Origin of the sequence: Paraburkholderia sp. J7 (genome assembly GCF_905220155.1) — a bacterium.
In the GTDB taxonomy this organism is placed as follows: domain Bacteria; phylum Pseudomonadota; class Gammaproteobacteria; order Burkholderiales; family Burkholderiaceae; genus Paraburkholderia.
In genome coordinates this window covers 149,633-170,218 of sequence record NZ_CAJMYZ010000018.1, presented here as the reverse complement: position 1 = coordinate 170,218, position 20,586 = coordinate 149,633, and the positions used below count along the sequence as shown (strand labels likewise).

General features: G+C 60.8%; 18 protein-coding genes and 1 pseudogene. 10 read left to right on the top strand and 9 right to left on the bottom strand.

Annotated elements, in window-relative coordinates; genetic code table 11:
* Positions 1–124: 124 nt before the first annotated feature.
* A complete protein-coding gene (locus U5A58_RS27310) occupies positions 125–868 on the top strand; it encodes a pyridoxamine 5'-phosphate oxidase family protein (RefSeq protein WP_415774298.1) in 744 nt (247 codons plus the stop codon).
* Positions 869–901: 33 nt separating this feature from the next.
* Here U5A58_RS27310 and U5A58_RS27305 read toward each other — a convergent pair whose 3' ends face one another.
* Positions 902–1,366: a hypothetical protein gene (locus tag U5A58_RS27305; RefSeq protein WP_321963725.1), complete on the bottom strand. Its 465-nt coding sequence runs from the start codon at positions 1,364–1,366 to the stop codon at positions 902–904.
* A gap of 516 nt (positions 1,367–1,882) precedes the next feature.
* On the opposite strand from U5A58_RS27305, the gene U5A58_RS27300 reads away from it, so the two are divergent.
* The 4 genes from U5A58_RS27300 to U5A58_RS27285 all read left to right on the top strand — a co-directional run bounded on the left by U5A58_RS27300 (position 1,883) and on the right by U5A58_RS27285 (position 4,835).
* Entirely contained in the window at positions 1,883–2,716 is an 834-nt protein-coding gene (locus tag U5A58_RS27300) for an ABC transporter substrate-binding protein (RefSeq protein ID WP_321916197.1), read from the top strand.
* A gap of 16 nt (positions 2,717–2,732) precedes the next feature.
* Positions 2,733–3,464: an amino acid ABC transporter permease gene (locus U5A58_RS27295; protein ID WP_321963724.1), complete on the top strand. Its 732-nt coding sequence runs from the start codon at positions 2,733–2,735 to the stop codon at positions 3,462–3,464.
* The gene (locus U5A58_RS27290; protein WP_321963723.1) at positions 3,461–4,171 is read left to right on the top strand and encodes an amino acid ABC transporter permease; all 711 of its coding nucleotides are present in this window, start codon (positions 3,461–3,463) and stop codon (positions 4,169–4,171) included. The genes U5A58_RS27295 and U5A58_RS27290 overlap by 4 nt, the downstream gene beginning before the upstream one ends.
* A gap of 304 nt (positions 4,172–4,475) precedes the next feature.
* Entirely contained in the window at positions 4,476–4,835 is a 360-nt protein-coding gene (locus U5A58_RS27285) for a hypothetical protein (protein ID WP_321963722.1), read from the top strand.
* 79 nt (positions 4,836–4,914) lie between these two features.
* On the opposite strand, the gene U5A58_RS27280 is transcribed toward U5A58_RS27285, so the two are convergent.
* Both U5A58_RS27280 and U5A58_RS27275 read right to left on the bottom strand, forming a co-directional pair.
* Positions 4,915–5,889: an alpha/beta hydrolase gene (locus tag U5A58_RS27280; protein WP_321963721.1), complete on the bottom strand. Its 975-nt coding sequence runs from the start codon at positions 5,887–5,889 to the stop codon at positions 4,915–4,917.
* Entirely contained in the window at positions 5,886–7,298 is a 1,413-nt protein-coding gene (locus U5A58_RS27275; RefSeq protein ID WP_321963720.1) for a hypothetical protein, read from the bottom strand. The genes U5A58_RS27280 and U5A58_RS27275 overlap by 4 nt, the downstream gene beginning before the upstream one ends.
* Before the next feature lie 810 nt (positions 7,299–8,108).
* Here U5A58_RS27275 and U5A58_RS27270 point away from each other — a divergent pair.
* Positions 8,109–8,603 (top strand): hypothetical protein, encoded by a 495-nt coding sequence (locus tag U5A58_RS27270; RefSeq protein ID WP_321963719.1) that lies wholly within the window; start codon positions 8,109–8,111, stop codon positions 8,601–8,603.
* 683 nt (positions 8,604–9,286) lie between these two features.
* Here U5A58_RS27270 and U5A58_RS27265 read toward each other — a convergent pair.
* Both U5A58_RS27265 and U5A58_RS27260 read right to left on the bottom strand, forming a co-directional pair.
* Complete coding sequence (locus tag U5A58_RS27265; protein WP_321963755.1) at positions 9,287–10,465, bottom strand: DUF4382 domain-containing protein; 1,179 nt, start codon at positions 10,463–10,465, stop codon at positions 9,287–9,289.
* 213 nt (positions 10,466–10,678) lie between these two features.
* Positions 10,679–12,040, bottom strand: a pseudogene (locus U5A58_RS27260) (autotransporter outer membrane beta-barrel domain-containing protein).
* Between the two features lie 1,100 nt (positions 12,041–13,140).
* Here U5A58_RS27260 and U5A58_RS27255 point away from each other — a divergent pair.
* Positions 13,141–13,761: an HAD family phosphatase gene (locus U5A58_RS27255; protein WP_321963718.1), complete on the top strand. Its 621-nt coding sequence runs from the start codon at positions 13,141–13,143 to the stop codon at positions 13,759–13,761.
* A 13-nt stretch (positions 13,762–13,774) separates the two neighbouring features.
* Here the strand turns inward: U5A58_RS27255 and U5A58_RS27250 are convergent, their stop codons facing one another.
* Positions 13,775–14,197, bottom strand: a complete 423-nt coding sequence (locus U5A58_RS27250; protein WP_321963717.1) for an SRPBCC family protein — start codon at positions 14,195–14,197, stop codon at positions 13,775–13,777.
* A gap of 470 nt (positions 14,198–14,667) precedes the next feature.
* Here U5A58_RS27250 and U5A58_RS27245 point away from each other — a divergent pair, with 470 nt between their 5' ends.
* On the top strand, positions 14,668–15,111 hold the full coding sequence (locus U5A58_RS27245) for an EF-hand domain-containing protein (RefSeq protein WP_321963716.1): 444 nt from the start codon (positions 14,668–14,670) through the stop codon (positions 15,109–15,111).
* Positions 15,112–15,368: 257 nt separating this feature from the next.
* On the opposite strand, the gene U5A58_RS27240 is transcribed toward U5A58_RS27245, so the two are convergent.
* A complete protein-coding gene (locus tag U5A58_RS27240; RefSeq protein ID WP_321916241.1) occupies positions 15,369–15,959 on the bottom strand; it encodes a YSC84-related protein in 591 nt (196 codons plus the stop codon).
* Positions 15,960–16,372: 413 nt separating this feature from the next.
* On the opposite strand from U5A58_RS27240, the gene U5A58_RS27235 reads away from it, so the two are divergent.
* Positions 16,373–16,672, top strand: coding sequence for a hypothetical protein (locus U5A58_RS27235; RefSeq protein ID WP_321916206.1), 300 nt, complete (start codon positions 16,373–16,375; stop codon positions 16,670–16,672).
* Positions 16,673–16,966: 294 nt separating this feature from the next.
* On the opposite strand, the gene U5A58_RS27230 is transcribed toward U5A58_RS27235, so the two are convergent.
* Together U5A58_RS27230 and U5A58_RS27225 are read right to left on the bottom strand one after the other, a co-directional pair.
* On the bottom strand, positions 16,967–17,950 hold the full coding sequence (locus U5A58_RS27230) for a nitronate monooxygenase (protein WP_321963715.1): 984 nt from the start codon (positions 17,948–17,950) through the stop codon (positions 16,967–16,969).
* 98 nt (positions 17,951–18,048) lie between these two features.
* Positions 18,049–19,575 carry a PLP-dependent aminotransferase family protein gene (locus U5A58_RS27225; RefSeq protein ID WP_321963714.1) on the bottom strand — a complete coding sequence of 509 codons (1,527 nt, stop codon included), beginning with the start codon at positions 19,573–19,575 and terminating at the stop codon, positions 18,049–18,051.
* A gap of 190 nt (positions 19,576–19,765) precedes the next feature.
* On the opposite strand from U5A58_RS27225, the gene U5A58_RS27220 reads away from it, so the two are divergent.
* Entirely contained in the window at positions 19,766–20,518 is a 753-nt protein-coding gene (locus U5A58_RS27220) for an SDR family oxidoreductase (protein WP_321963713.1), read from the top strand.
* Positions 20,519–20,586: the final 68 nt, after the last annotated feature.

Genomic DNA, 20,586 nt, shown 5'->3' with positions numbered 1-20,586 from the left:
TTTCAACACGGGCCTTTACGGGCAATTAAGGTAGGAATCTAACGGTTTATGGTGTATTACCTACTAACAGAGAAAGTTCGGCCCGCTTGTGGCTCCATTACGCAATGGAAGTCTGGATCTACCCATGGGGCCACAGCTTGTCTATCGTAGACGGCATCTCAACCCCAACCGTAGAGGAAGCACAACGATGTCCCTCGCCGATGCCGTCAACGAATCCGCCGCCGACACCAGCGCGGCACCTTCGCAACGCACGCGCGTGCGCCGGGTCGCGCAACGCGCGCACTACGACGCGGCAACGTTGCACGCGATTCTTGACGAAGCCTACGTCTGCCACGTGGCGTTCGCCGACGAGCACGGCGTGCATTGCATTCCCACCGCATGCTGGCGCGAGGGCGATCATCTCTACATTCACGGTTCGAACGGCAGCCGCATGTTGCGCCTCGCAGCCGAAGGCGCCCAGGTTTGCGTGACCGTTACGCATCTGGATGGGCTCGTGCTCGCGCGCTCGGCGTTCAATCATTCGATGAACTATCGTTCCGCGGTGATCTACGGCGTGTTCGAGGTGGTGGCCCATGAGCACAAGGCTGCCGTGCTCGATGCCTTCATGGGGCACATTGCGCCGGGGCGCAGGCATGAAGTGCGGGCGGGCAATAGCAAGGAGCTGGCGGCGACCACGGTCATGCGCATTGCGCTCGCGGAGTCCGTGACGAAGATCCGCACGGGCGGCCCGAAAGACGACGAGGAGGACATGGACCGGCCCGTCTGGGCAGGCGTGCTGCCGCTCACGCTCGCACCGTTGCCGCCCGAGGCCGACACGGCAGCACCGGAGCGTGAGGCGCCTGCGTATGTGAAGGCCTGGGCAACGTGAAGGCCAGGGCAAACGGGAAGCGCGCGGTCGCGCTCAGGCGATGGCGGACCAGAGCATGCTGGCAATGGCGAGGGCGTAGATCACCGCCGTGATGATGGCCGCTACGCGTAGCGGCCGGCCAACTGTCGAAGTGCTGGTGATAATGACGAGGCTTATCCCGATGCCGATCAGGGCGAGCACAAGGAGCCGCGGCAGAAGACTCCAGCCATCCAGCCCAACCTTGAAGATCGACCAGACTACGGCAGCGGCGAACATGGCGAAATACCACCAGAGTCCCGCGGAGCGGTTCCAAAGCATGAGGATGCCGGCGCCGATCAATGCAACGCCGGCAACGAAGTAGTAAGGCGCGTGGCCCATCCAGGGGATCCACCCGCCCAGCACGGCGAACGCTGCGCCGACGAGAATGATCCATTCTGCCGTCTCGGCAGGAGAGGTCCAGCGGCGGTAAGACATAAAAGTCCCCCAAAATGCGGAAAAACCGGGCTTTGCTGCGAGCATGGCTGGAGTCTGAATCTGACTGCGCGGCCTGACCAAGTGGCTCATTGATGAAGAACCTGAGAGCAAAGTCCCTCGTCGAGCGTAAGCAGCCCCTGTGCCCGGGTCAAGGGAGATAAGTCCTTGAATTTGTAAGCACTTCGCAACGTATTCACATTTAATTCTCTCGCGCGAAAGAAATGCGCCCCGACGACATGGGCGATAGTCGACATTACCGGATCGTGGCAATTAACCCGGCAAGAGTTGCGACGCAAGTCACATGTGTGACGAGGCGTGCGTCAACATTACTTGCGCTTCCTGTAGAAAGAATCGGGTCGCAACGTCGCTATATCCCTGTGCTTATAACGTGGCGCCCCCCACGAATGCAGCACTGTCCCAGCGGTCCATATCGCCAGTAGCGCTTTCGATCTGAGAAATGCTTGGTTCCTTCGTGCGCGTCATACCGATAGCCTGCGTACTTCGCCAGCGCGAATATTCAGTGGCAGCGCAAGGGCAACAAAAGAAGAAGGAAACTCAATAATGAAAAGCAGCATCTGGGGCGCAGTGCCAGGCGCACTGTTGACGGCACTTCTGGTCGTGGCATCGACCGCCGCGCATGCGGATCGTCTGGACGATATCAAGCGCGCGGGCGTATTGCGCGTGGCTGCATTCGACAGCAATCCGCCGTTCGGTTTCGTCGATCAGAAAGACAATCAGATCGTCGGGCTCGACGTGGACTACGCGCGCGCCGTGGCCAAAAGCCTTGGCGTGAAGCTCGAAATCCAACCCACCAACCCCGCCAATCGCATTGCGTTTCTGAAGTCGGGTAAGGTCGATCTGGTCTTCGCCAACTTTACGATTACCGACGACCGCAAGAAGGAAGTGGATTTCAGCACGCCGTATTTCGCTTCCGGCACCCAGTTCATTGCGAAGAAGGGCGTGCTGACGTCTGCGGAACAGATCAATGGCCTGCGCATTGGCGCAGACAAAGGCACGACCAACGAACAGCAGGTGCGCGCGAAATTCCCGAGCGCGACGATCGTGGCCTACGACGACACGCCTTTCGCTTTCGCCGCGCTGCGCACGGGCAACGTGCAGGCCATTACGCAGGATGGTCCGAAACTCGTCGCGCTGCTTGCACGCGCGCCGGACAAGGCGAACTACGAGATTTCCCCGTTCACGATCTCGAACGACTACGAAGGCGTTGGCGTGCCCAAAGGCGAAACGCGTTTGCTCGATGCGGTGAACAGCACGCTGACGCACCTGGAAACCGACGGCGAAGCCGCGCAGATTTATGATAAGTGGTTCGGCCCGAAGAGTGCGGCGCCGCTGCCCCGTCTCTTCAAGATCGGCGATCCGCAAAAGAACAGTTGAACGCCGCGGTTGATTCATGCATAACTGGCTTGAACCGAAGTATCTTGCGTGGCTCGAACAGGGTTTCTTCGTTACGTTGATGCTCTCCGCCTGCGCGGCGTTGTTCGCGACGCCGCTGGGCTTTTTGCTGGCGGTCGCGCGCAGCGCCCATACCCGTGCAATTGCGCGGGTGGCGGCGCTCTACGTGTTCGTCTTCCGCAATTCGCCGCTGCTCGTTCAACTGCTGTTCTGGTATTTCGGCGCCGCGGCTGTGTTGCCGTCCGGATTGATGGACTGGCTCAACACGCCGCACCTGGCAACGTTCGGGCCGCTCACGCTGCGCTGGCCGAGTTTCGAACTGTTCGCGGGCTGGGTCGGACTGACCTGCTACACCACGGCGTTCATCGGCGAAGAGTTCCTGGCCGGCATGCGCGGCGTGAACCCCGCACAGTGGCATGCCGCTGCGGCGCTCGGCATGAGCCGTTACGCGACCCTGCGCTATGTGATCCTCCCTCAGGCGTTGCGCATTGCGACGCCGCCGCTCGCCGGCCAATACATGAACGTGATAAAAAACTCGTCGCTGACGATGGCGATTGGCGTTGGCGAACTGTCGTACATGTCGCGCCAGGTCGATACGGAAAGCTTCAGGACGTTTCAGGCATTCGGCACCGCCACTGTGTTCTACGTGCTGGCTATCGCGGTGATCGAGGTCGCGCTGGTGTTGTGGCAACGCGCCGGTCTGCGCGGTTTGCAGCGAGGTCGCGCGTGAACGGGTTCGAGTGGTTGCCCGCGTTGCGCTACCTGATGCTCGGCGCGTTTCCGGCTGGACCGCTGGGCGGCATTGCGCTGACGATCGCGCTCTCCGTGATATCCGCGCTGCTCGCGGCGTTGATCGGACTCGTGCTTGGCGTTGCGCTCGCCATGACGCGAGGCGCCGTGCGTCTCGCACTGACCGCCGGCGTCGCGTTCTTTCGCGCGATACCTGTGCTCATGCTGATTTTCTGGACTTTCTTTCTGATGCCGATCCTGCTGCACGTCGACGTTCCAGGCCTCGCGACTGTCGTGTGTGCGCTGGCGCTGATTGGCGGCGCGTATCTGTCGCATTCGGTTTATGCGGGCATCACGTCGATCAGCGAAGGGCAGCGGCAGGCCGCGCTTTCGCTTGGCTTGACGCGCTGGCAGGCATTACGCGAAGTCATCCTGCCGCAAGCGGTGCGCGTGATGATGCCGTCGTTCGTCAATCAGTGGGTCGCGTTGATCAAGGATACGTCGCTCGCCTATATCGTCGGCGTGCCGGAATTCACGTTCCTCGCCAATCAGCTCAATAACCGGCTGCTGGTGTATCCGGCGCAGATCTTCCTGTTCGTCGGGCTCGTTTATCTGCTGCTGTGCGGTGCGCTGCAGTGGGGTGCCAATGCGCTGCTCGTGCGGCGCAAGCTGCCGGGACTGCATGGGCGTAAAGGCGCGCCATTGTAGTTCGCCGGGTTCAAGGCGCTCGCCCTATGAGGGGTGAGGAGGGCGGCACGCCAAGCTCGCGATCCAATACTCAACGATTCCGGCGGCGCGGAAAGCCTACGGTCAGCGTCTTTGCCGCTATCCGTAAATTTCAGTTTAATTGATACGTAAACGCGGCGAACTAGAATACCAAAACCACTTAGGATAACAAATAATAATCCTGTCCGATGCATGCTCAACGGTCAGGCCATCGCCGGACTACTCAGGTCTTTTCTCCCCATCGTTGTTAATGCAGTGAATGGCGAATACGCCGAGGGAGGCTACCGTGAACGTCCAGACCACGCAGCAGTGGGCTATTCCAGACCCGCGTCCTTTTACGCATTTCCCGATTAAAATTGCGGCGCAAATAATGGCAGCCGCACTGTATCTCACTGTGGGTTGTGCTTTTGCTGCCTGCGAAAAAGAGGCCGCAGCAATGTGCTTACAGGGTGATGCGCGCTGTCTTGATGGCGCAGCAAAATCGGTTGAGCAAGCAGCCAACGACTGCAAAACTCCGGAAGGGCGAATTCAAAGCGCCTCCTTGTGGCAGGCAACGCCAGGCTTCTTCGACAACGCACCGCACGAGCACGAGTTCTGGCGATGCGTGGCCCGGCTATGTGACCCGCCGCAAGCCCCCGGGCAATAGCGTCAAGCGTGGTTTTGCGGATGCGCTGACAGAAGTCGCTTGTCGGCGCTGGCGCTTCCATGTCGCGCGATTGTGCAGGTCATCCGTCGAGTTCGCTCAGGAAGGAGAGCAGCAACCGGTTCACTTCCTCGGCGCGCTCGCGCTGCAGCCAGTGGCCTGCGCCTTCCAGCACGTGAGCGCCGCGCAAACCCGGCAGCACTTGCGGCAACGCGGCGACGCGCTGCTGCATGCCGGGAAACTTGAGTACGTCGTCCCGCGAGCCGCCAATGAAGAGCGAAGGCTGACGAATAGGGCAACCATACCAGGGGGCGAGCAATTCCGCGCTCCTGCGGATCGCGCGGTACCAGTTCAATCCGCCACGGAAGCCGGTGCGCCGGAACTCCCCGACGACATAGTCGAGGTCGTCCTGAAGAAGCCAGTCCGGCAAGACGTCGGGGTCCACGGTGTTCTCGAGGAGGCCGGCGCCCGGCGCGAGGATGCCTGCGACCATGCGGCCCGGGCCGTCGCCCGACATGCTGAACGTGACGCGGCGTAGGGTCGCTTCGACATCGGCTTGAAGCTCCTCCTCGGCCACACCCTCTTGCTGGAAGTACTGCATGTAGAAGGTCGTCACATCCTGCCGTTCGAGTGCCGTCAGCAGGTCGATTTTCGCGGGCGGGACATACGGTACGCTCAGGCCGACGACGGCACGGAAGACATCGGGCCGTAGCAACGCACTGTTCCAGGCTGCAGGCGCTCCCCAGTCGTGGCCGACGATCACCGCCGTATCGGCACCAAGGACGCAGACCAGTTCCACCATGTCGCCTGCGTGGTGCAGCATCGTGTACTGTGCGGGGTCCGCCGGCGCGTCGGTGCCGCCGTAGCCGCGCATGTCCGGCGCCGCGGCGCGATAGCCAGCGTCCGCGACCGCAGCCATCTGCGCGCGCCACGATACCCACGACTCCGGAAATCCGTGGCAAAACACCACGAGTGGCCCAGCGCCCTGCAGCGCGACACGCATGCGGATGGCACCGACCTGTAGCGTTTCGAGTTGCAGCTCGCGGGGGCCGCTCACGCTGCCTCCGCTGTTGCCAGCAATTGCGCAATGCACTGCGCCGCATCCGAAGCTTTGGCCCCGACGGTCTTGAGAAGGTCCTGCACGGCAGCGTCTAACTCCACACCTTTGAGAATCACAACCTGCCCGTTGAGGCGACACTGTCTGAGCCAGGCGCTCAGGTCGGGGTTCTGCTGCCAGTGCGCGGCATTGGCGAGAGTCGGCAGCCACATCCGTAGGTAATCGATCGGCAGTTCGGGCACGGGCACGGGCATGCACATCGCGTTCTGTTCCTGCAGATTTTCCATGTGCGCCTCGACCCAGGCGATCACGCTGCCTGAGAAGAGCGGCTGGCACCAACGGACCATCAGGAGGTTGATGGCTTCTTCCTGGAACACCGGTACGCCCGGCAATGGCTGGATCGCGCAGGCAGTGCAGTCGATGTACAGCGTGTCAGGATCGGCGCTGAGTTCGCCTTTCTCCAGCACGATGCGCGACGGCTCGATTGCGCGCACACGGCCCAGCCGAACGATTTCACCAACCTTGCGCAACTGGGCCATCTCGCCTCGCGAAACGAGTGCGCAGCGGTAGGTCGTGGGTTCGATGGCCGGGTCGATCCGCATGAGCGCGCCGCCCGCTTCGAGTCGCCGGAACAGGTCGGGGACGTCGCGTGCGTCGCGGATCGCATCGAACTGCACCACGCTGTTCTCGAAATAACGCCGCCAGCCGGTCGGGCCGGGCTGCATGTTGGCACGATCCATCACCCATGCGTCGCGCGGCATGATCCAGCGGATGCGTTCGTGCGGCACACCGTTCTCGACCAGCCAGATGCACGCATCCATGCCGGTCTTGCCGGAGCCGACGACGGTATAGCACGAGTACGGCCGCGTAACCCTCGGCAATTCGTTGCAGGCAATGCACTGCACACCCGCGGCCAAGGTGTATTTTGGCGGGTGAGTGGACGGTACCTCGGTTTTCGCATGCGTGGCATTCACCCATTTGCGCCGCGCACGCACCTCGTGCTCGGCGCCGGTCAGCAGCGAGCGGAAGCGGTGCGTGCGGCCTTCGCTCGCGAAGTGATCGCATTTCGGGAACCACTGCACGCGGCCAGAGGGAATGAAGCGCTGTTTCATTACCTGCTCAAAATGCGCGAGCACCTCGGCTCCCGAGGAAAGCCCAAGCATCCCTTCGTTAAAGCCCGTCGCTTCATGCGACCAGTCGCTCAGTTCACGCGAGGCCACGCCATACCAGGCAGACGGCTGGTGCAGCCGCACGTACGAATAAGTGTCATTCCAATGGCCGCCGGGACGGTGGTGGCGATCCACCATCACGACTCGCGCATCGGGCGACTCGGTGAGCAGCGTGTCGACGAATGCCATGGCGGTAGCGCCCGTTCCTGTCACGAAGTAATCGGACTCGATGCATGCCATGTCACTCTCCTAAATGGGAGACATTGATGTGGATTTCCGCGCCAGAGGCTTTCTGCCGGCTGTCAACCGACTTGGTCAAACAGGTGGGAAGCAATGGGCGTTCGACGTAAGGGTGGGAAAACTGGGCCGCCGGCTTCTCGAGCGTTCAACGGGAGAGCGTTTGAATTTTTAAAGTCGCGGGATGCTCATCCAAAGTAGAATTGCGCCAACGCATTCGTCAAGGTTTCCTAACGATATCTGTTATCGAATGAGGTCCCTGCATTGCGCGCAGCGATCTTTGCAAAATGGAAAGTCCTTGGGATGGTTATAACGCCTTATACGGTTGCCGGGGTGCCGGGGTTACATCGTGTCTGTACGCTACCGCACACACTTTTGATGTGCACGCGTTCATTCGATGGTCTGGGGCAAGGTGCCGGGCTCGTTACTGCGCGTCGCCATATCTGGAGACACGTGACTGCTTCCCCGCACGGCGTAGGCTCGAACCCGGATTCATGAAGGAGACGGTGTGCCGTTCAGACGAGCGTCGCCTTTTGGGGGAAAGCGAATGGGTCTTGTCGACCCGTTGCGGACGGTTGACCTATTGCGGTTGCAAGGGAGGGTACTGGAGTCGAGCAGTCAAACGATTCGTGAGCCAGGAATTGAGGGCAGTGTTCGCTGCCGCACACGTGAAGTCGCTTCGTTCGCGATACGTTGGGTCGCGCTTTGTCAATCTGATCCAGAATTAAGTAGCCGACGGCAGAATTTATGAGCTTCGCTTATTTGGCAAGCATGTCTTAGCAACGACCTGGTTTGAATGGCGAGGAATAGTCAATGTCCGACGGCGAATTCGAACGCGCAACGGATTTTCATTTTAGAGAGGTCGACGCGCTAAGGGATGAAATTCAGAACCAGCTTGAATATAGCCGGAAGATCACACTATATGTTGTCGTTGGAATGGCCGCTTTCCTGGCATGGTTCTGGAAAGATGGCTGCTCGGTACAACACGGAAATTGGGTCCCTCTACTGATCGTAGTCGGAGGAGCAACTCGGTCCCTGGCCGCATCTTACGGGACAAAGCAAATTGCCAGCTATCTGAGAGCGCTGGAAGCCGAATTCACCTTGCATGCGCTAAGGGGGCGCGGGCCGGCGGGTTGGGAAACGTATCTTAATCCGCGTGGGAGGACTGGTCTGATTGCTAACGTGACTCGCCCGCGAACTTTAGTTAATGCGATCTTCTGGCTTTTTGTTACTGGTGTGGCGATTTTCGTGGCCTTCGCTCCGATAACTTCATCGTGCGGCGGCGCCTCACTTCAGTTCCATAAATGATGTCTGCGGCGGATTCTGTGGGCGCAATTGACAGACTGCCGCTGTGATTGCCCTGTCAAGCCGAATCTCTGACTGCAGGCTGGTGCATTCCCTGGACCCCAGTTGCGGCGTTTGAACCGCTGATGCGAGAAGCTGCCATCTGGCTGCTCGGTGCCGCCAGCGTCAGCAACCTGCCACATTGCTGACGTAGAATCCAGCCCGCCGCAAGCAAAGGCCGATATGAGCGTCACGTATCGGGCGGGTTTCGTAGTGGATCAGCCGTTCGAGCAATCACTGCCTGGCTTGCTTGAGCGGCGGAAACTGGCCGACCACTACCCCACGCGGTCGCAGGAAATCGAGCCATCTGGGACGTTCGCGAATTCGCCGTCCAGGCGGCAAATCATGAGCCCATACCGCCGCTGACTCGTAGTAGGCGGGTTCGGTCTCGCCTCAGACATGGCCCTCGGCACCTTTCCCGCATACAAGCGAATCGTCTCAGCAGTTTCCTTTCTTGGCCTGTCCGGGCGGACAGAACCCGTTGCCAGGACCGCCTTGCGGCGGCGGGGCCACGGCGGGTTCGCCCGGCACGTACACGGCACACCCGGCCAGTGTGCCGGAAGCAATCGCCAAAGCGATGATGATTCTTTTCATGACCGTCCCCCGAAGAGAAGAGGCGATTCGCCCCTTCGTTATTCCTGCCGTTATCAGAAAGTGAAATTCACGCTGGTCTGACTGCCGCTCGTCACGTTGACGGCCGTCGATTGCGTGGTGCCGGAAGCCGCATCCGCTTCGATTGTGTACTGGCCCGCCGCTGAGGTCACCGCGGTCAGGCTAACGGGCAGTGTTCCGTTATAGGCGCCGGCCATCGGCGCCGCAACGGGCAGGCTCGTTGTATAGACGCCCGTGTCCAGGTTGGCATTCGCCGCTGCGATTTCGTAGACGCCCGCTGATGTGGTCTGAATCGCACGCACACTGGCATCCGCCGACACCGTGACGGTGCCGCTCACGGTATTCATCGCCGAGGCGGGAAGCGCAATGGGTTGGCCTGCCGTTGACACGTGGGTCGTAGCGCCTACGATGACAGGCACTGACGAAATGATCCCCGTTGTCTCGTTGGGTTGCACGATCACGATATCGTAGTTGCCGTTGGTCGAACTCTGGACCAGCGTCGAAAACACGAAGTGGCCTGTGCTGTCCGCCACCGTGCCGCTCACCACCTTGCCGTTCTGCTCGGCATACACCGTAGCGCCAGCTTCGGCCGCTGCGACGTAGCCATCAATCAAGCCTGTGACGGTCGTCGGCGTGGCGGTAATCACCGGCTTCAACGCATACGAGCCGTTGCCCTTCTGAACGACTGACTTGCAGGCGTTGAAGTCGAGCACGAGATCGACGGTCGAGTTCGCGGCCACGTCGAAGGGGCGAATGATCTTGAGGCCGCTTTGGGTTGCGCTTGGCGTCGCCAGTGGCTGTTCGTTGGTCGTTCCCGACACCACGACCGAATTGGCCACCGTGTTCCCCTGGTTCTGGGCAAGGACAAGCCGTACCTGCTGATATTGGCCCGCGGTCAGGGTTGCTTGACCGAGCGTCGCCATCGTGCCGTTCGTCAGCGAAAGTAGATCGATTTTCTGCGGGGCAGCGAGCGTGATGTTGGTCCATCCGCTGTCGTTGTCGCCGGCGCTCGAGCTTGCGTTAATGCCGACCTGGCTCACCGTTACGTAGACGTGGTCGAAGCCGCACGATGGGGCGTCGGTCATCTGGACGTTCACGGTGCCGGTCGGGTTGCCGCCGCTACTGCTACTGCTGCTGCCGCCTCCACCGCCGCAAGCCGTGAGAGCGGCCGCCCCGAAAACAGCGGCCATTAGTGTTTTATGCATGCCGTTCATATCGAGCACCTTTTGTTTTGTCCCTGGTGCGCGAAGCATACGCTCGACGGGTTGCAAGTTATCTTGCGACATTGAAACAATTGGTAATTTTTGTGCTCGCTGTTTAAAGTTCGTTGCGAGCCTTTGTACAGCACGAGACGTGTGCTCGAGATCCGTCGTCGCGACCCGCAACGACGGCCGACTGTCACGGCGAAGTCGCCGCGGACAAACGCATTACCAGTTGAACCGGTAACCTGCCTGCCCGAACACGTTGTGGCGATAGTCGCCACCCAGGCTGTGTCCGTATTTCACGTTCGCGTACACCTGCGAGTGCTTGCCGAATCCGCCCATGATGCCAAAGCCAACGGCATACCAGGTCTTTTGCATTGCGTTGTCAAAAGGCGTACCGCCGACCGTGGTCTGCCCCGGCGAGAAGAAGTCGTGCAGCACGTCGGCGGTGAAGTAGGGCGTCACGCTCGACGTCTTCGAGTCATTGCTCAAATTGGCCTTGAACAACCGCAAGCCGAGGCGGCCTCGCAACGCGTTCGTCGTGTCGAGCCAACAGGCGCGATGCCGTCGGTCGAAGCCATTGAGGTGCAGATATTGATAGAGCAGTTGAGCCTGCGGCTCGATCGCCACGCCACTCGAGCCGAGCGCGAACGGCTTGCCCACTTCACCGGAAGCGCCTGCGCCGAAGCCGTTCTGGCTAGCGCTGCCGCCGTAAATGTCGCCGTACCGGTTGTGATAGTGCGTGAGTTGACCCACACCGTCGAAATAAGTGCCGTCCCGCAAATACTTCGTCCAGTAGCCGCCAAACGATTGGGCCTGCGTTTCCACGCTGCCCGTTGAACCGGACGTCCCCATCACGCTTCGCGCGCTGTCGGCGAAACTCGCGGACGTGGAACCGATCGTGATCGTTGCGCCGGCGTGCGTGCTGGCGCCACTGGCGTGGCGCGAGAGCGTCCAGTCTCTGCCGAACTGCGCGAAGAACGTACGCTCGTCGGTGGAGAATCGCTCGCCTGCGTCGGCGTCGAGATGCTGTCCGCCAATGCGGCCTCACACACCGTTGCCGTGTGCAGGTTCCGCCGAATCGACGCTTGCCACGTCTCCAACGCGCTCCTGCAGGCGGTCGAGAATGCTGAAGCCATAGTCCGCGTTGAGCAGCGGCGTGACGGAATAACCGACCACTGCGGGACGGTACGCAACCGGACCTGTCGTGGCCGGTGCCGCGGCCGGGTCGCCGGGGTTCGACGATGCCGCCTGGGCCGTCGCGAACTGCGAGCGCAGGTACCAGCCGTTCGCGTCGGTCGCGCCGCCCTGGTACAGCAGGTATTGACAGGCACCGGCCTGAACGGGCGCCGCCAGGCGGAAGCTGTTCGCCGCCGACGTGCCGTTGACCTGGACGCGCAGAATGCCGTCGCCCGTGACCGTGCCCGTGCCCGTGCCGGTCACCGTCACGTCGGCCGTGGCCTGCACGCCAGCGCCGCCGCCGCCATTGCCGCCGTCGCTGTTCACGTTCGCGACAGCGGCTTGACCAGCCTGTCCCGTACCGCCACTGACGGTTGTCGAGATACTCGTTTGTGTAGTGACGACCATCCCCACGGTGCCGGCAGCACCCGCTGTGCCGAGAACGACGCCCGTTCCATAGACGCCCCGCGCGCCACCCGCGGCGCCGTCCTGACCCGTGGCGCTCGATGGACTGCCGTCCGTGCCGCCTGTACCACCCAGTCCAACGCCCAGGACAGTGGCGCTGTTACCGCCGTTCGCTCGAACTGAGCCGCTGCCCAATGCGAAGCTCCCTGCAACGTCCAGCATGATCGCGATGGAGATTCGGCTGCGCGAGAGGAGGAAAAGCTCACCTCGCTTGATGCCCCAGCCAGTTTCCACCGGCGGATATTGTTTCACTCCATTTCTCGATGCGGCCGCATTGACGCCATTTCGCATCTCCAGAAACTCCAATTCGCAACCTCGTGCACGATTACTTACGTTAATTGTCTTAATACTTTCGGCACGAAAGATATAAGAGGAATTGGTAATTTTTAAGCGAAAAATGAGCTTGCGGCGGCTGCACAACAGTGCATGCGCAATGAATTATTGATTGGGGGATTTTCGAGCGCTTTGCTGTTCAGGCCCGTCGCAGCAAGGGTGGCGGCCAACATCTGGTTCGCGGATCAGGCCACTTTGGCGGTGCCGGGCATGCGCGACTGGTTGAACGCATTCGTGGCCAGTCAATACCGCCGTTTAAGATGGGATTTAAGTTTTTAACTTCTTTTATCGTCCGGTGCACGCATGTTAAATGGAGTGAACAGCCAGACTAACGATCGTGCTAATTTAATCATAACTTTCGTTGCGCGAACAACTGACTATATTTAAAGATTGTCAATTCAAATTTGCAGTGGACAAATGTTTAGCGTTGTGAGGTGGCCCTATACTTCCAGTGGTCGCTGAACGACCCATTGCCGCTATTGCCCGCGATGTGGCTCGTGTGACGGCTTCGCGGCACTAAGCGGCCGTCCGGCGAATTCTTTGAATTGACGATCCGCTAAGAAGCACCGGGTTTCCGCCGTGCAGGACTGTGCAACATGTCGCGACAGGTGCAGACGCCATTGCCAACGAGGGGGCTGCTGGTGTAAGTTCGACAGCTTGCTGATACGGGAACGTCCCGCAGGCCCTGAACGCCTGATATCCAGGATCCAATGAATTCAATCTCCCTGGCGTTGTTCGACATGGACGACGTTCTCTGTCACTACGATAGATCGTTGCGGGTCCGCAGGTTGGCCGCGCTCTCCGGCCGAACCGAGCGAGAGGTTGCGAATGCGATCTGGGATTCCGGGCTCGAAGCAAAGGCCGACGCTGGCGCGGTGACCGATGCGGAATACCTGATTGCGACGGGAAAACTGCTTGGGTGCGAGATCTCGGAGAACGACTGGTTGAGCGCCCGCAAGGCAGCGATGTCGCCCAATTACGAGGTCTTGAAGTTGGCGAAGGAAGCAGCGAATCGTTGTCAGATCGCCGTATTGACAAATAATCCGGAGATCGTGTCGTCAAACATCGAGTACCTTTGCCCGGAAATCGCCAGCGTATTTGGCAATCATGTGTACGCATCTGCATCGTTCTCGGCCGCAAAGCCGGACGTCGAGGTATTCCATCGATGTCTCGAGAAGCTTCGTGCTTTGCCGCACGAAACGCTTTTCGTCGACGACCTTCCGGACAATATTGCAGGCGCCGGGCTAGCTGGCCTTAACGCTCATCACTTTACTGGTCATCGTTCACTTGCCGACGCTTTGGCACTTCGTGGACTAATTTGCGCGGCATGAGGTCCAGCGGACCTCACTCACCCCGTTGCTCTGCCCGCAAACCAAGGGCGGCGATGACATCGGCGAAATCAGACGTAACAAGCGCGCCCACCTCGCGGGCTACGGGCTCAGGGCCATCGACCTCGCAGCGATACGTGATCCGGGTGCCGCGTTCGGTCGGCGATAGCTCGTGACGAACGCGAACCACCACGCCAGCGTCGGGTACTTCAGTGATATCCTCGAAACCCTTGTCAGCCTCAACCCACCCGAAGCGGAACGGCAACCTCGTCAAGTCTGGCAGAACCATCACCGCAGTTGTGCCAGCCTGGAACGGTCCGTGCATTTCGATTCTAAGGACACCTTTGTTCCACTCCGACCACTTCTCCGGTTCCGCCAGGACGCCAAAAACCTTTGCTGGTGTCGCTGTACATTCACCCGTGACCTCGACTGACCACATGCCAGCTCCGTTCAAAGAATAATATGTGCGCATATTATTCTTTGAAAAGATACGTCGTCAACATTGCAATGGCCAGGATTGCGAAATGAAAGTTCCCGCCGGCCGAGTCCGATACCAAGCAATGGAAATCCGCCGTCGTGGCCGCGGCGCGTTATACCGTTGTGCAAGTAACCATCAAGCTTGCACAAACAATCAGAAATAACTGGACTGGCTGCTGTCGGCAGTGAGGCAGGAATCATACAACCGGCGAATCGATAGGCACGTGCTGTAGTTCACCGTCGCGAATGGTTCGGTCGCTTGCTTGATGCGGAGCGGACATCTGAGTCTCTGGGCGACGGTGCCGGTGAATGACGTCTCCTGGCCGCATCGCGCGCCGACCTCATGCGTCCATTGCGTGTGCCTTTGTAGAGATTTGTACAGATTTGTACAACGTCTAAAGTTAGATGAAATGCAATCGTAATCCAGAATGAATGTCTGCACGCCCGTACGGCATTTTGCGGCCCACCAAACACAATTCGTCAAAGGATTCTGTGATGTCCATGTCCTCAGTGAACGGTTCGACTTCTGCGCTCGCGGTTGCATGGGCGCCCCAGATGTTCGTGCAGGGCGACAAGAACAACGACGATGCCCTGTCGCTCGACGAATTCCAGGCTCAACTTTCGCGCGCCGGCGTAGGGGCCGACGACGCAAAGCAGTTTTTTAGCAGCTTCGACACGTCCGATGACGGTCAGGTATCGCTTACCGAGTTCGTGACGGGCGTGAGCAAGAGCATTTCGAGCGGAAGCCAGGTGTTCAACGATCTTCCGGATTCCTATACACGCGATGCAGACGGCAATCTGGATCAAACCAAAACCGATAATTTCCTGAGTGCCGGCCTGAGCCTGGCCGAAACGTTCTGGAAAAATCTCGGCTAGCCACAAAAACGCGCCGGCCGCATACCGACCCGGATCGCGCGCAATAGACATTGCGATGCCGTTCGAGCCGGCGCAGCCTTAAATGCAACCGTAAAATCATTGCCGAATAACGACGATCGCGCCTTGTTGGGCTTCAATGCAGATTCAAGCGCTTGTCAACGTTGGTAACTGGGCGAACGCGGGCCGACGGCGACGCACCAAGCCGACCCGATAAGGCCGCACGGGTAGTTGCGGCCTCAAGGACGATGCGAGCGACTTCAGATCTTCAGCCGGGAGACCTTGGTGCCGGACAGCGACACATCGCCCATCAGCCCGGCGTTGGTCATCACAATGGCTTGAACCGGTGCGCTAGCCGTTGTCGTATCGATCTGGCCGTTTGCTCCAACCTTCAACAGCGCAACCGATCCTTCGCCACCGACTGACCAGCCTTTCGAGTTGCGGAAGCTGTTAAGCGAATCATGGGTCATGAAAAGGAAGATGACAGCCTTGGATTGCGCACCTGCCTGCAAGCCGAATGAGCCCGCCGCGGTGCTGTAGTAGCCAACCGTTTTCCCGCCCACCCGCAAAGCGCCTTGACCGTATTCTCCCCCGGCGACGAAGCCAGCCTTGATCACAGCCGGGAAGACAAGTACGCCATCCGCCTTGGCGACAAGTTCCTTTGAGCCTTTGACTGTCTCGTACAGCCTCGACAGCGTCGCGTTGACCTTCGCGTCGATTTCGTGACGCTTCGCTGCATTGGACTCTGCGGCAACGGCCTCAGTCATTGCCGCCGGGAATCGGGTCAGCGACAGTCCCGCAATGGCTAGCGTTGCAGCACCGGTCTTCAGAACAGAACGTCTGCGCATCATCACCTCCAACAAGGGTTACGGTCGAATTCGCTGCCTCCGGCAATCATCCGGCGTGGTGCAAGCAATCCATGCGTTGGCTATGTCGAGAGCATGACATGGTGGAACCTGCTCGTCATTTTTCGTCGGGAAACGAGTCACGCGAAGCTCGCTGGTTGACCGGCGGCTAGCGGCCTGCGCCGAACAGAACGGTCTTGTCACGGATTTCGGCGAACGACGGCTTCGGGTCGAGCGCAACGACCATGGATCGAGCTGGAACCTTCAATTCTATTCGCTTCACAACGTTCGGCAACCCTCCCGTTGTTTCGAACGCAACACCCGCCTCGGTCGCCCTGCAGGCTTGCTCTGGATATGCAACGATAGACGTGCAACTCGCACTTGTCTGAAGACTCAAGACAACCCAACGGGGAGGGAAGATGAGAGAAAACGCCGAGACGCTATTCGTCGCTTCCGAGGACATGGCAACAGCGCTGAATCTACTGGAGAGCATTGAGATCGAGGTCGGTTTCGATAGCGATGACCCTGAGAGCATCGAGCAGGCGATCCTCGCCGTCGAGGAGGCGATCGATACTCGCCTGAAGGGCTATCGCGGCGACGCTCGTGTTGAATCGGCGATCCTTCGCGTCAAGTTCGACTTTAGGTGCGCGATCCTCGATCAAGCCGCGTCCGATGACGCCGATGGGGAGGCCGTCAGCAGCGTCCAGACGCTGCATTGATCATTTCGAGCCGATGTCGCGTTTGCGGGAAGGCGAATGGGCCATGTCGACCCCGCCCTGATGCCGGCGCTCGGCTGGGTCGTCGGCCAACCCGCATTCGCGCCACGGGGGGATCACTTCTTCCAGGTTATTGCAAGCGCCATCCTGACAATTCCGTCTAGCGACGATGTCAAGAAGGCAACGTAGCAGAGTGCGCCTGGTCGTGCGGAGGAGGGGAGCGGCTGTTGACGAAGGCGGTGAGACCTGGAAGCGGCCGAGCTGTCGTGCTACCTGGCGACCGCAATGGCCAACGCCTCAATCCCGGTCCAAACGAATTCGGTGAACGCCATTCGCAAGAATTGCCGAAGCCTCTCGCACGGTCCTCTCGACGACCTCCTGGGCAGTCGGGATATCCTGAATCAACCCGGCGCTTTCGCCCGCAATCACGGCGGCGATGTCGAAATCCCCAGCATCGCGGGCGTTCGCGTATTTCGCTGACTCCTCGTCGAGGTGACGCAGCAACTCAATCTCCCGGCCATACCAGCGCTCCAGATGCCCATTGCGGAGGCAACGGCCGGTGAACGGAGCGGGCCAAACGTTGCGACGGGAAACGTCGAATACGATGCTTCGCAAGGTGTCGTCGCCAGTCGCGGCGAGAATTCTCGCTTTCCCACCATCTTTTCCTGCGGACTCCCGGGTTGCATAGAAGCGGGTACCCATCAGCACGCCTGACGCGCCAAGGGCTAGCGCGGCCGCGAGGCCCCGCCCGTCAGCAATGCCACCTGCAGCTACAACGGGAATCGTCGTGCCAAGCGCGTCGACGATTTCCGGCACAAGCGAGAACAGCCCACGTGAGGCGCCGTGACCACCGCCTTCCGTGCCCTGTGCAACGAGGATGTCCGCGCCCGCCGCGAATGCCTCCTTTGCATAGGCCAACGACTGAACCTGGCAGATGAGGATGGATCCGGCGCCTTTGATCTTCGCTGCAAAGGGCGCCGGGTCCCCGAAGGAGAGCACGACCGCCAAAGGCTTGTGTTCCAGGGCAAGCTCAAGCAGATGCGGACTTTTCGCGAGGCTCCACGTAATGAAGCCAACACCGAAGCGCGTCCCGATGTGCCGTAGCGACTCCAGTTCCCGGCGTAGCCACACCTCATCTCCATACCCGCCGCCCAGAATCCCCAGCCCGCCGGCAGCGCTGACCGCCGCGGTTAGACGCGCGTTGGCAACGAGGTCCATTGGCGCCAGCAGAACGGGGTGTCGAATTCCCAGACGTTCTGTCACTGCGGTGGCGATTGACATATAGCACCCCACATCGATGAGGAAGCGGCTCCTGTCAATGGTGGAACATCGAAGCTTCAAGCGTCAAGGTCAGTCGACTAGCCGGCGCTACCCACTCGTTAGCCGTCCAGACACGCGCGCAACGTCCGCGCGAGACTGGCCGCTTCACCCGGATCGGCGATGTTTGCGAAGCCCATCACAAGGCCGCGCGGCGTGCGCCGCGTGCGGCCGTTCGCGTACCAGATCGAAAGCGGCAGTACGGCCAGTCCTGCTTCGCGGGCGCGCGCAGCAACGGCGACGTCGTCGACCGGGCCATCAGGGCCTTCGGCGAACTGCGCCGCGAACTGGATTCCCCCTGGCGGCAATTCGACGATCAGCCGTTCGCCGAATGCCCGTTCCAGTGCGCGCACGATCAGCACGCGCCGCTCGGCGTATAACGCACGCATGCGCTTCAGATGCCGTGCAAAATGCCCCTGCTCGATGAAGTCCGCCAAAGCGGCCTGCAACAACGTTGGCGAACCAGCGTTCATGCTGCGAGCCACGCGCCCGACACGCTCGACGGCCCGCTCCGGCACCACCGCGTAGGCCAGCCGCAAGCCGGGGAACATTACCTTGCTGAATGTGCCGCAATAGATCACATGATCGTGCCGGTCGAGGCTCTTCAAAGCCGGCAACGGCCGGCCCAGATAGCGGAACTCACTGTCGTAGTCGTCCTCGACGATCCAGCTAGATGCTTGCTCAGCCCAGTCCAGCAGCGCCATACGACGGGCGAGCGACAACGTGTGGCCGAGCGGGCTCTGGTGCGACGGCGTGACCAGCGCGAAGCGCGCCTGCGCGGCTAGCTGTGTGCCGCGCTCGACGTCGATCCCTTCGTCATCGACCGGCACCGCGACGAGCTGTACGCCGGTTTCGGCCAGAAAGCCGCGCGCGAGAAGATAGCCTGGGTCTTCGTACCAGACGCTGTCATTCGGGCGGGCGAGACTGCGCAACACGAGTTCGAGCGTTGCACGGTAGCCGCTGGTGACGAACACCTGGTCCGGCAGGCAGGTTACGCCGCGCGACAGCCCGAGATACGTGGCGATGTGTTCGCGCAGTGGCCGGTAGCCGGCTGGGTCCGGGTACGCGAGCATCGCGCGCTCGCCGCTGCGAGCGCGATGCGCAACGAGCCGGTTCCACGCCTTGACCGGAAACGCGTCGAGCGCGGGCAGCCCCGGTTGCAACGGCCGGGGCTCGCCACTCATCGCGGCCGCAATGGCAAGCTGGCGCGGCGGAGGTTGAACGCCGCCCGATTCGCCTGATGTTTGAGGGGTGATGGCGCGCTTGATACTTTGCGTCCCGCTCGAATCCTTCGCGCCTTGTGCACGTGAGCGTGTTACCGATGGCGGCAGCGAGGGCGATACGAACGTGCCGGCCGCACCGCGCATCTGGAGGTAGCCCTCGTCGACCAGGATCGTATAGGCCAGCTCGACCGTGCCGCGCGCCGTGTTCAGCTGTGTGGCGAGACTGCGCAGCGCGGGCACGCGATCGCCTGGACGCAGATGCCCTGCGGCGATCGCGGTTCTGAAGCGCGCGCAGATCTGCTGGTAGACCGGCAACTGCAGTTGCCGATCGATGTCGACGGTGAATGCGGTGGGCGGCGCGGTCATGAAGGTTTGCCGGCGAGCGGAGCGGAATTGGGATGTCCTGGTCCAATCGCCATTTCTTGGCACTTTTCGGTAGTTCATGATCTTCCCACAATAGCCTCACGCAATGCGATGGCGGCGTGTCCTTCACGCGATTCGACACCCGCCAGCCGCTCTTTCGCGTGTCGACTGACTCTCATCTGGAGAATGTGTCATGAAGATCGTCGTAATCGGTGGTTCCGGCCTGATCGGCTCGCGTCTCGTCACGCTGCTTCGCGAGGCGGGTCACGAAGCGCTCGCTGCGTCGCCGCGTAGCGGCGTGAACGCCGTGACGGGCGAGGGCTTGAGCAACGCGCTGGCGGGCGCGGACGTCGTAGTGGATGTGGCGAATGCGCCTTCGTGGGAGCCTCAGGCGGTGCTCGACTTCTTCCGTACCGCGACGCGCAACCTCGGCAAAGCCGAAGTGGCCGCAGGGGTACGCCATCACGTCGCGCTTTCCATCGTCGGCTGCGACCGCACGCCGGAGAACGCGTATTTCGTCGCCAAGGTCGCGCAGGAAGAGGGGGTTGAAGCCGCGGGCGTGCCCTACACGATCGTGCGCGCGACCCAGTTCATGGAATTCATCGGCGCCATTGCGGACTTCGGCACAGAAGGCGGGACGGTGCGTGTTGGCGACGGACTGTTTCAGCCGATAGCCGCGGATGACGTCGCGGCGGCCCTAGCGCAGGTCGCGCTCGCCGCGCCGCTGAACGGCACGATCGATATTGCGGGCCCGGACCGTGAGCCGTTTGCCGGGATCGTCAGGCGCTATTTGAAGTCGGTTGGCGACCCGCGCCCAGTGATGACGGATCAGGATGCGCTGTATTACGGCGGTCGCGTCGAGGAGCAGTCGCTAGTCCCGCTCGGCGACGCGCGAATCGGCCGTCTGAGTCTGGACCAGTGGCTGGCGCAAGCTAACCAGGGTTGATTTCGGAGCGATACAAAACCTGAATCAACATGTTCGCAACTGCCGTGGCCGGGACCGTCGAATCGACA

What these genes read in the sequence shown, in the direction of transcription:
- U5A58_RS27255 (WP_321963718.1), top strand. Translation starts at nt 13,141, where the DNA reads ATGAATTCAATCTCCCTGGCGTTGTTCGACATGGACGACGTTCTCTGT.
- U5A58_RS27250 (WP_321963717.1), bottom strand. Translation starts at nt 14,197, where the DNA reads ATGTGGTCAGTCGAGGTCACGGGTGAATGTACAGCGACACCAGCAAAG.
- U5A58_RS27300 (WP_321916197.1), top strand. Translation starts at nt 1,883, where the DNA reads ATGAAAAGCAGCATCTGGGGCGCAGTGCCAGGCGCACTGTTGACGGCA.
- U5A58_RS27295 (WP_321963724.1), top strand. Translation starts at nt 2,733, where the DNA reads ATGCATAACTGGCTTGAACCGAAGTATCTTGCGTGGCTCGAACAGGGT.
- U5A58_RS27230 (WP_321963715.1), bottom strand. Translation starts at nt 17,950, where the DNA reads ATGTCAATCGCCACCGCAGTGACAGAACGTCTGGGAATTCGACACCCC.
- U5A58_RS27305 (WP_321963725.1), bottom strand. Translation starts at nt 1,366, where the DNA reads ATGCTCGCAGCAAAGCCCGGTTTTTCCGCATTTTGGGGGACTTTTATG.
- U5A58_RS27235 (WP_321916206.1), top strand. Translation starts at nt 16,373, where the DNA reads ATGAGAGAAAACGCCGAGACGCTATTCGTCGCTTCCGAGGACATGGCA.
- U5A58_RS27225 (WP_321963714.1), bottom strand. Translation starts at nt 19,575, where the DNA reads ATGACCGCGCCGCCCACCGCATTCACCGTCGACATCGATCGGCAACTG.
- U5A58_RS27275 (WP_321963720.1), bottom strand. Translation starts at nt 7,298, where the DNA reads ATGGCATGCATCGAGTCCGATTACTTCGTGACAGGAACGGGCGCTACC.
- U5A58_RS27265 (WP_321963755.1), bottom strand. Translation starts at nt 10,465, where the DNA reads ATGAACGGCATGCATAAAACACTAATGGCCGCTGTTTTCGGGGCGGCC.
- U5A58_RS27220 (WP_321963713.1), top strand. Translation starts at nt 19,766, where the DNA reads ATGAAGATCGTCGTAATCGGTGGTTCCGGCCTGATCGGCTCGCGTCTC.
- U5A58_RS27245 (WP_321963716.1), top strand. Translation starts at nt 14,668, where the DNA reads ATGTCTGCACGCCCGTACGGCATTTTGCGGCCCACCAAACACAATTCG.
- U5A58_RS27310 (WP_415774298.1), top strand. Translation starts at nt 125, where the DNA reads ATGGGGCCACAGCTTGTCTATCGTAGACGGCATCTCAACCCCAACCGT.
- U5A58_RS27240 (WP_321916241.1), bottom strand. Translation starts at nt 15,959, where the DNA reads ATGATGCGCAGACGTTCTGTTCTGAAGACCGGTGCTGCAACGCTAGCC.
- U5A58_RS27270 (WP_321963719.1), top strand. Translation starts at nt 8,109, where the DNA reads ATGTCCGACGGCGAATTCGAACGCGCAACGGATTTTCATTTTAGAGAG.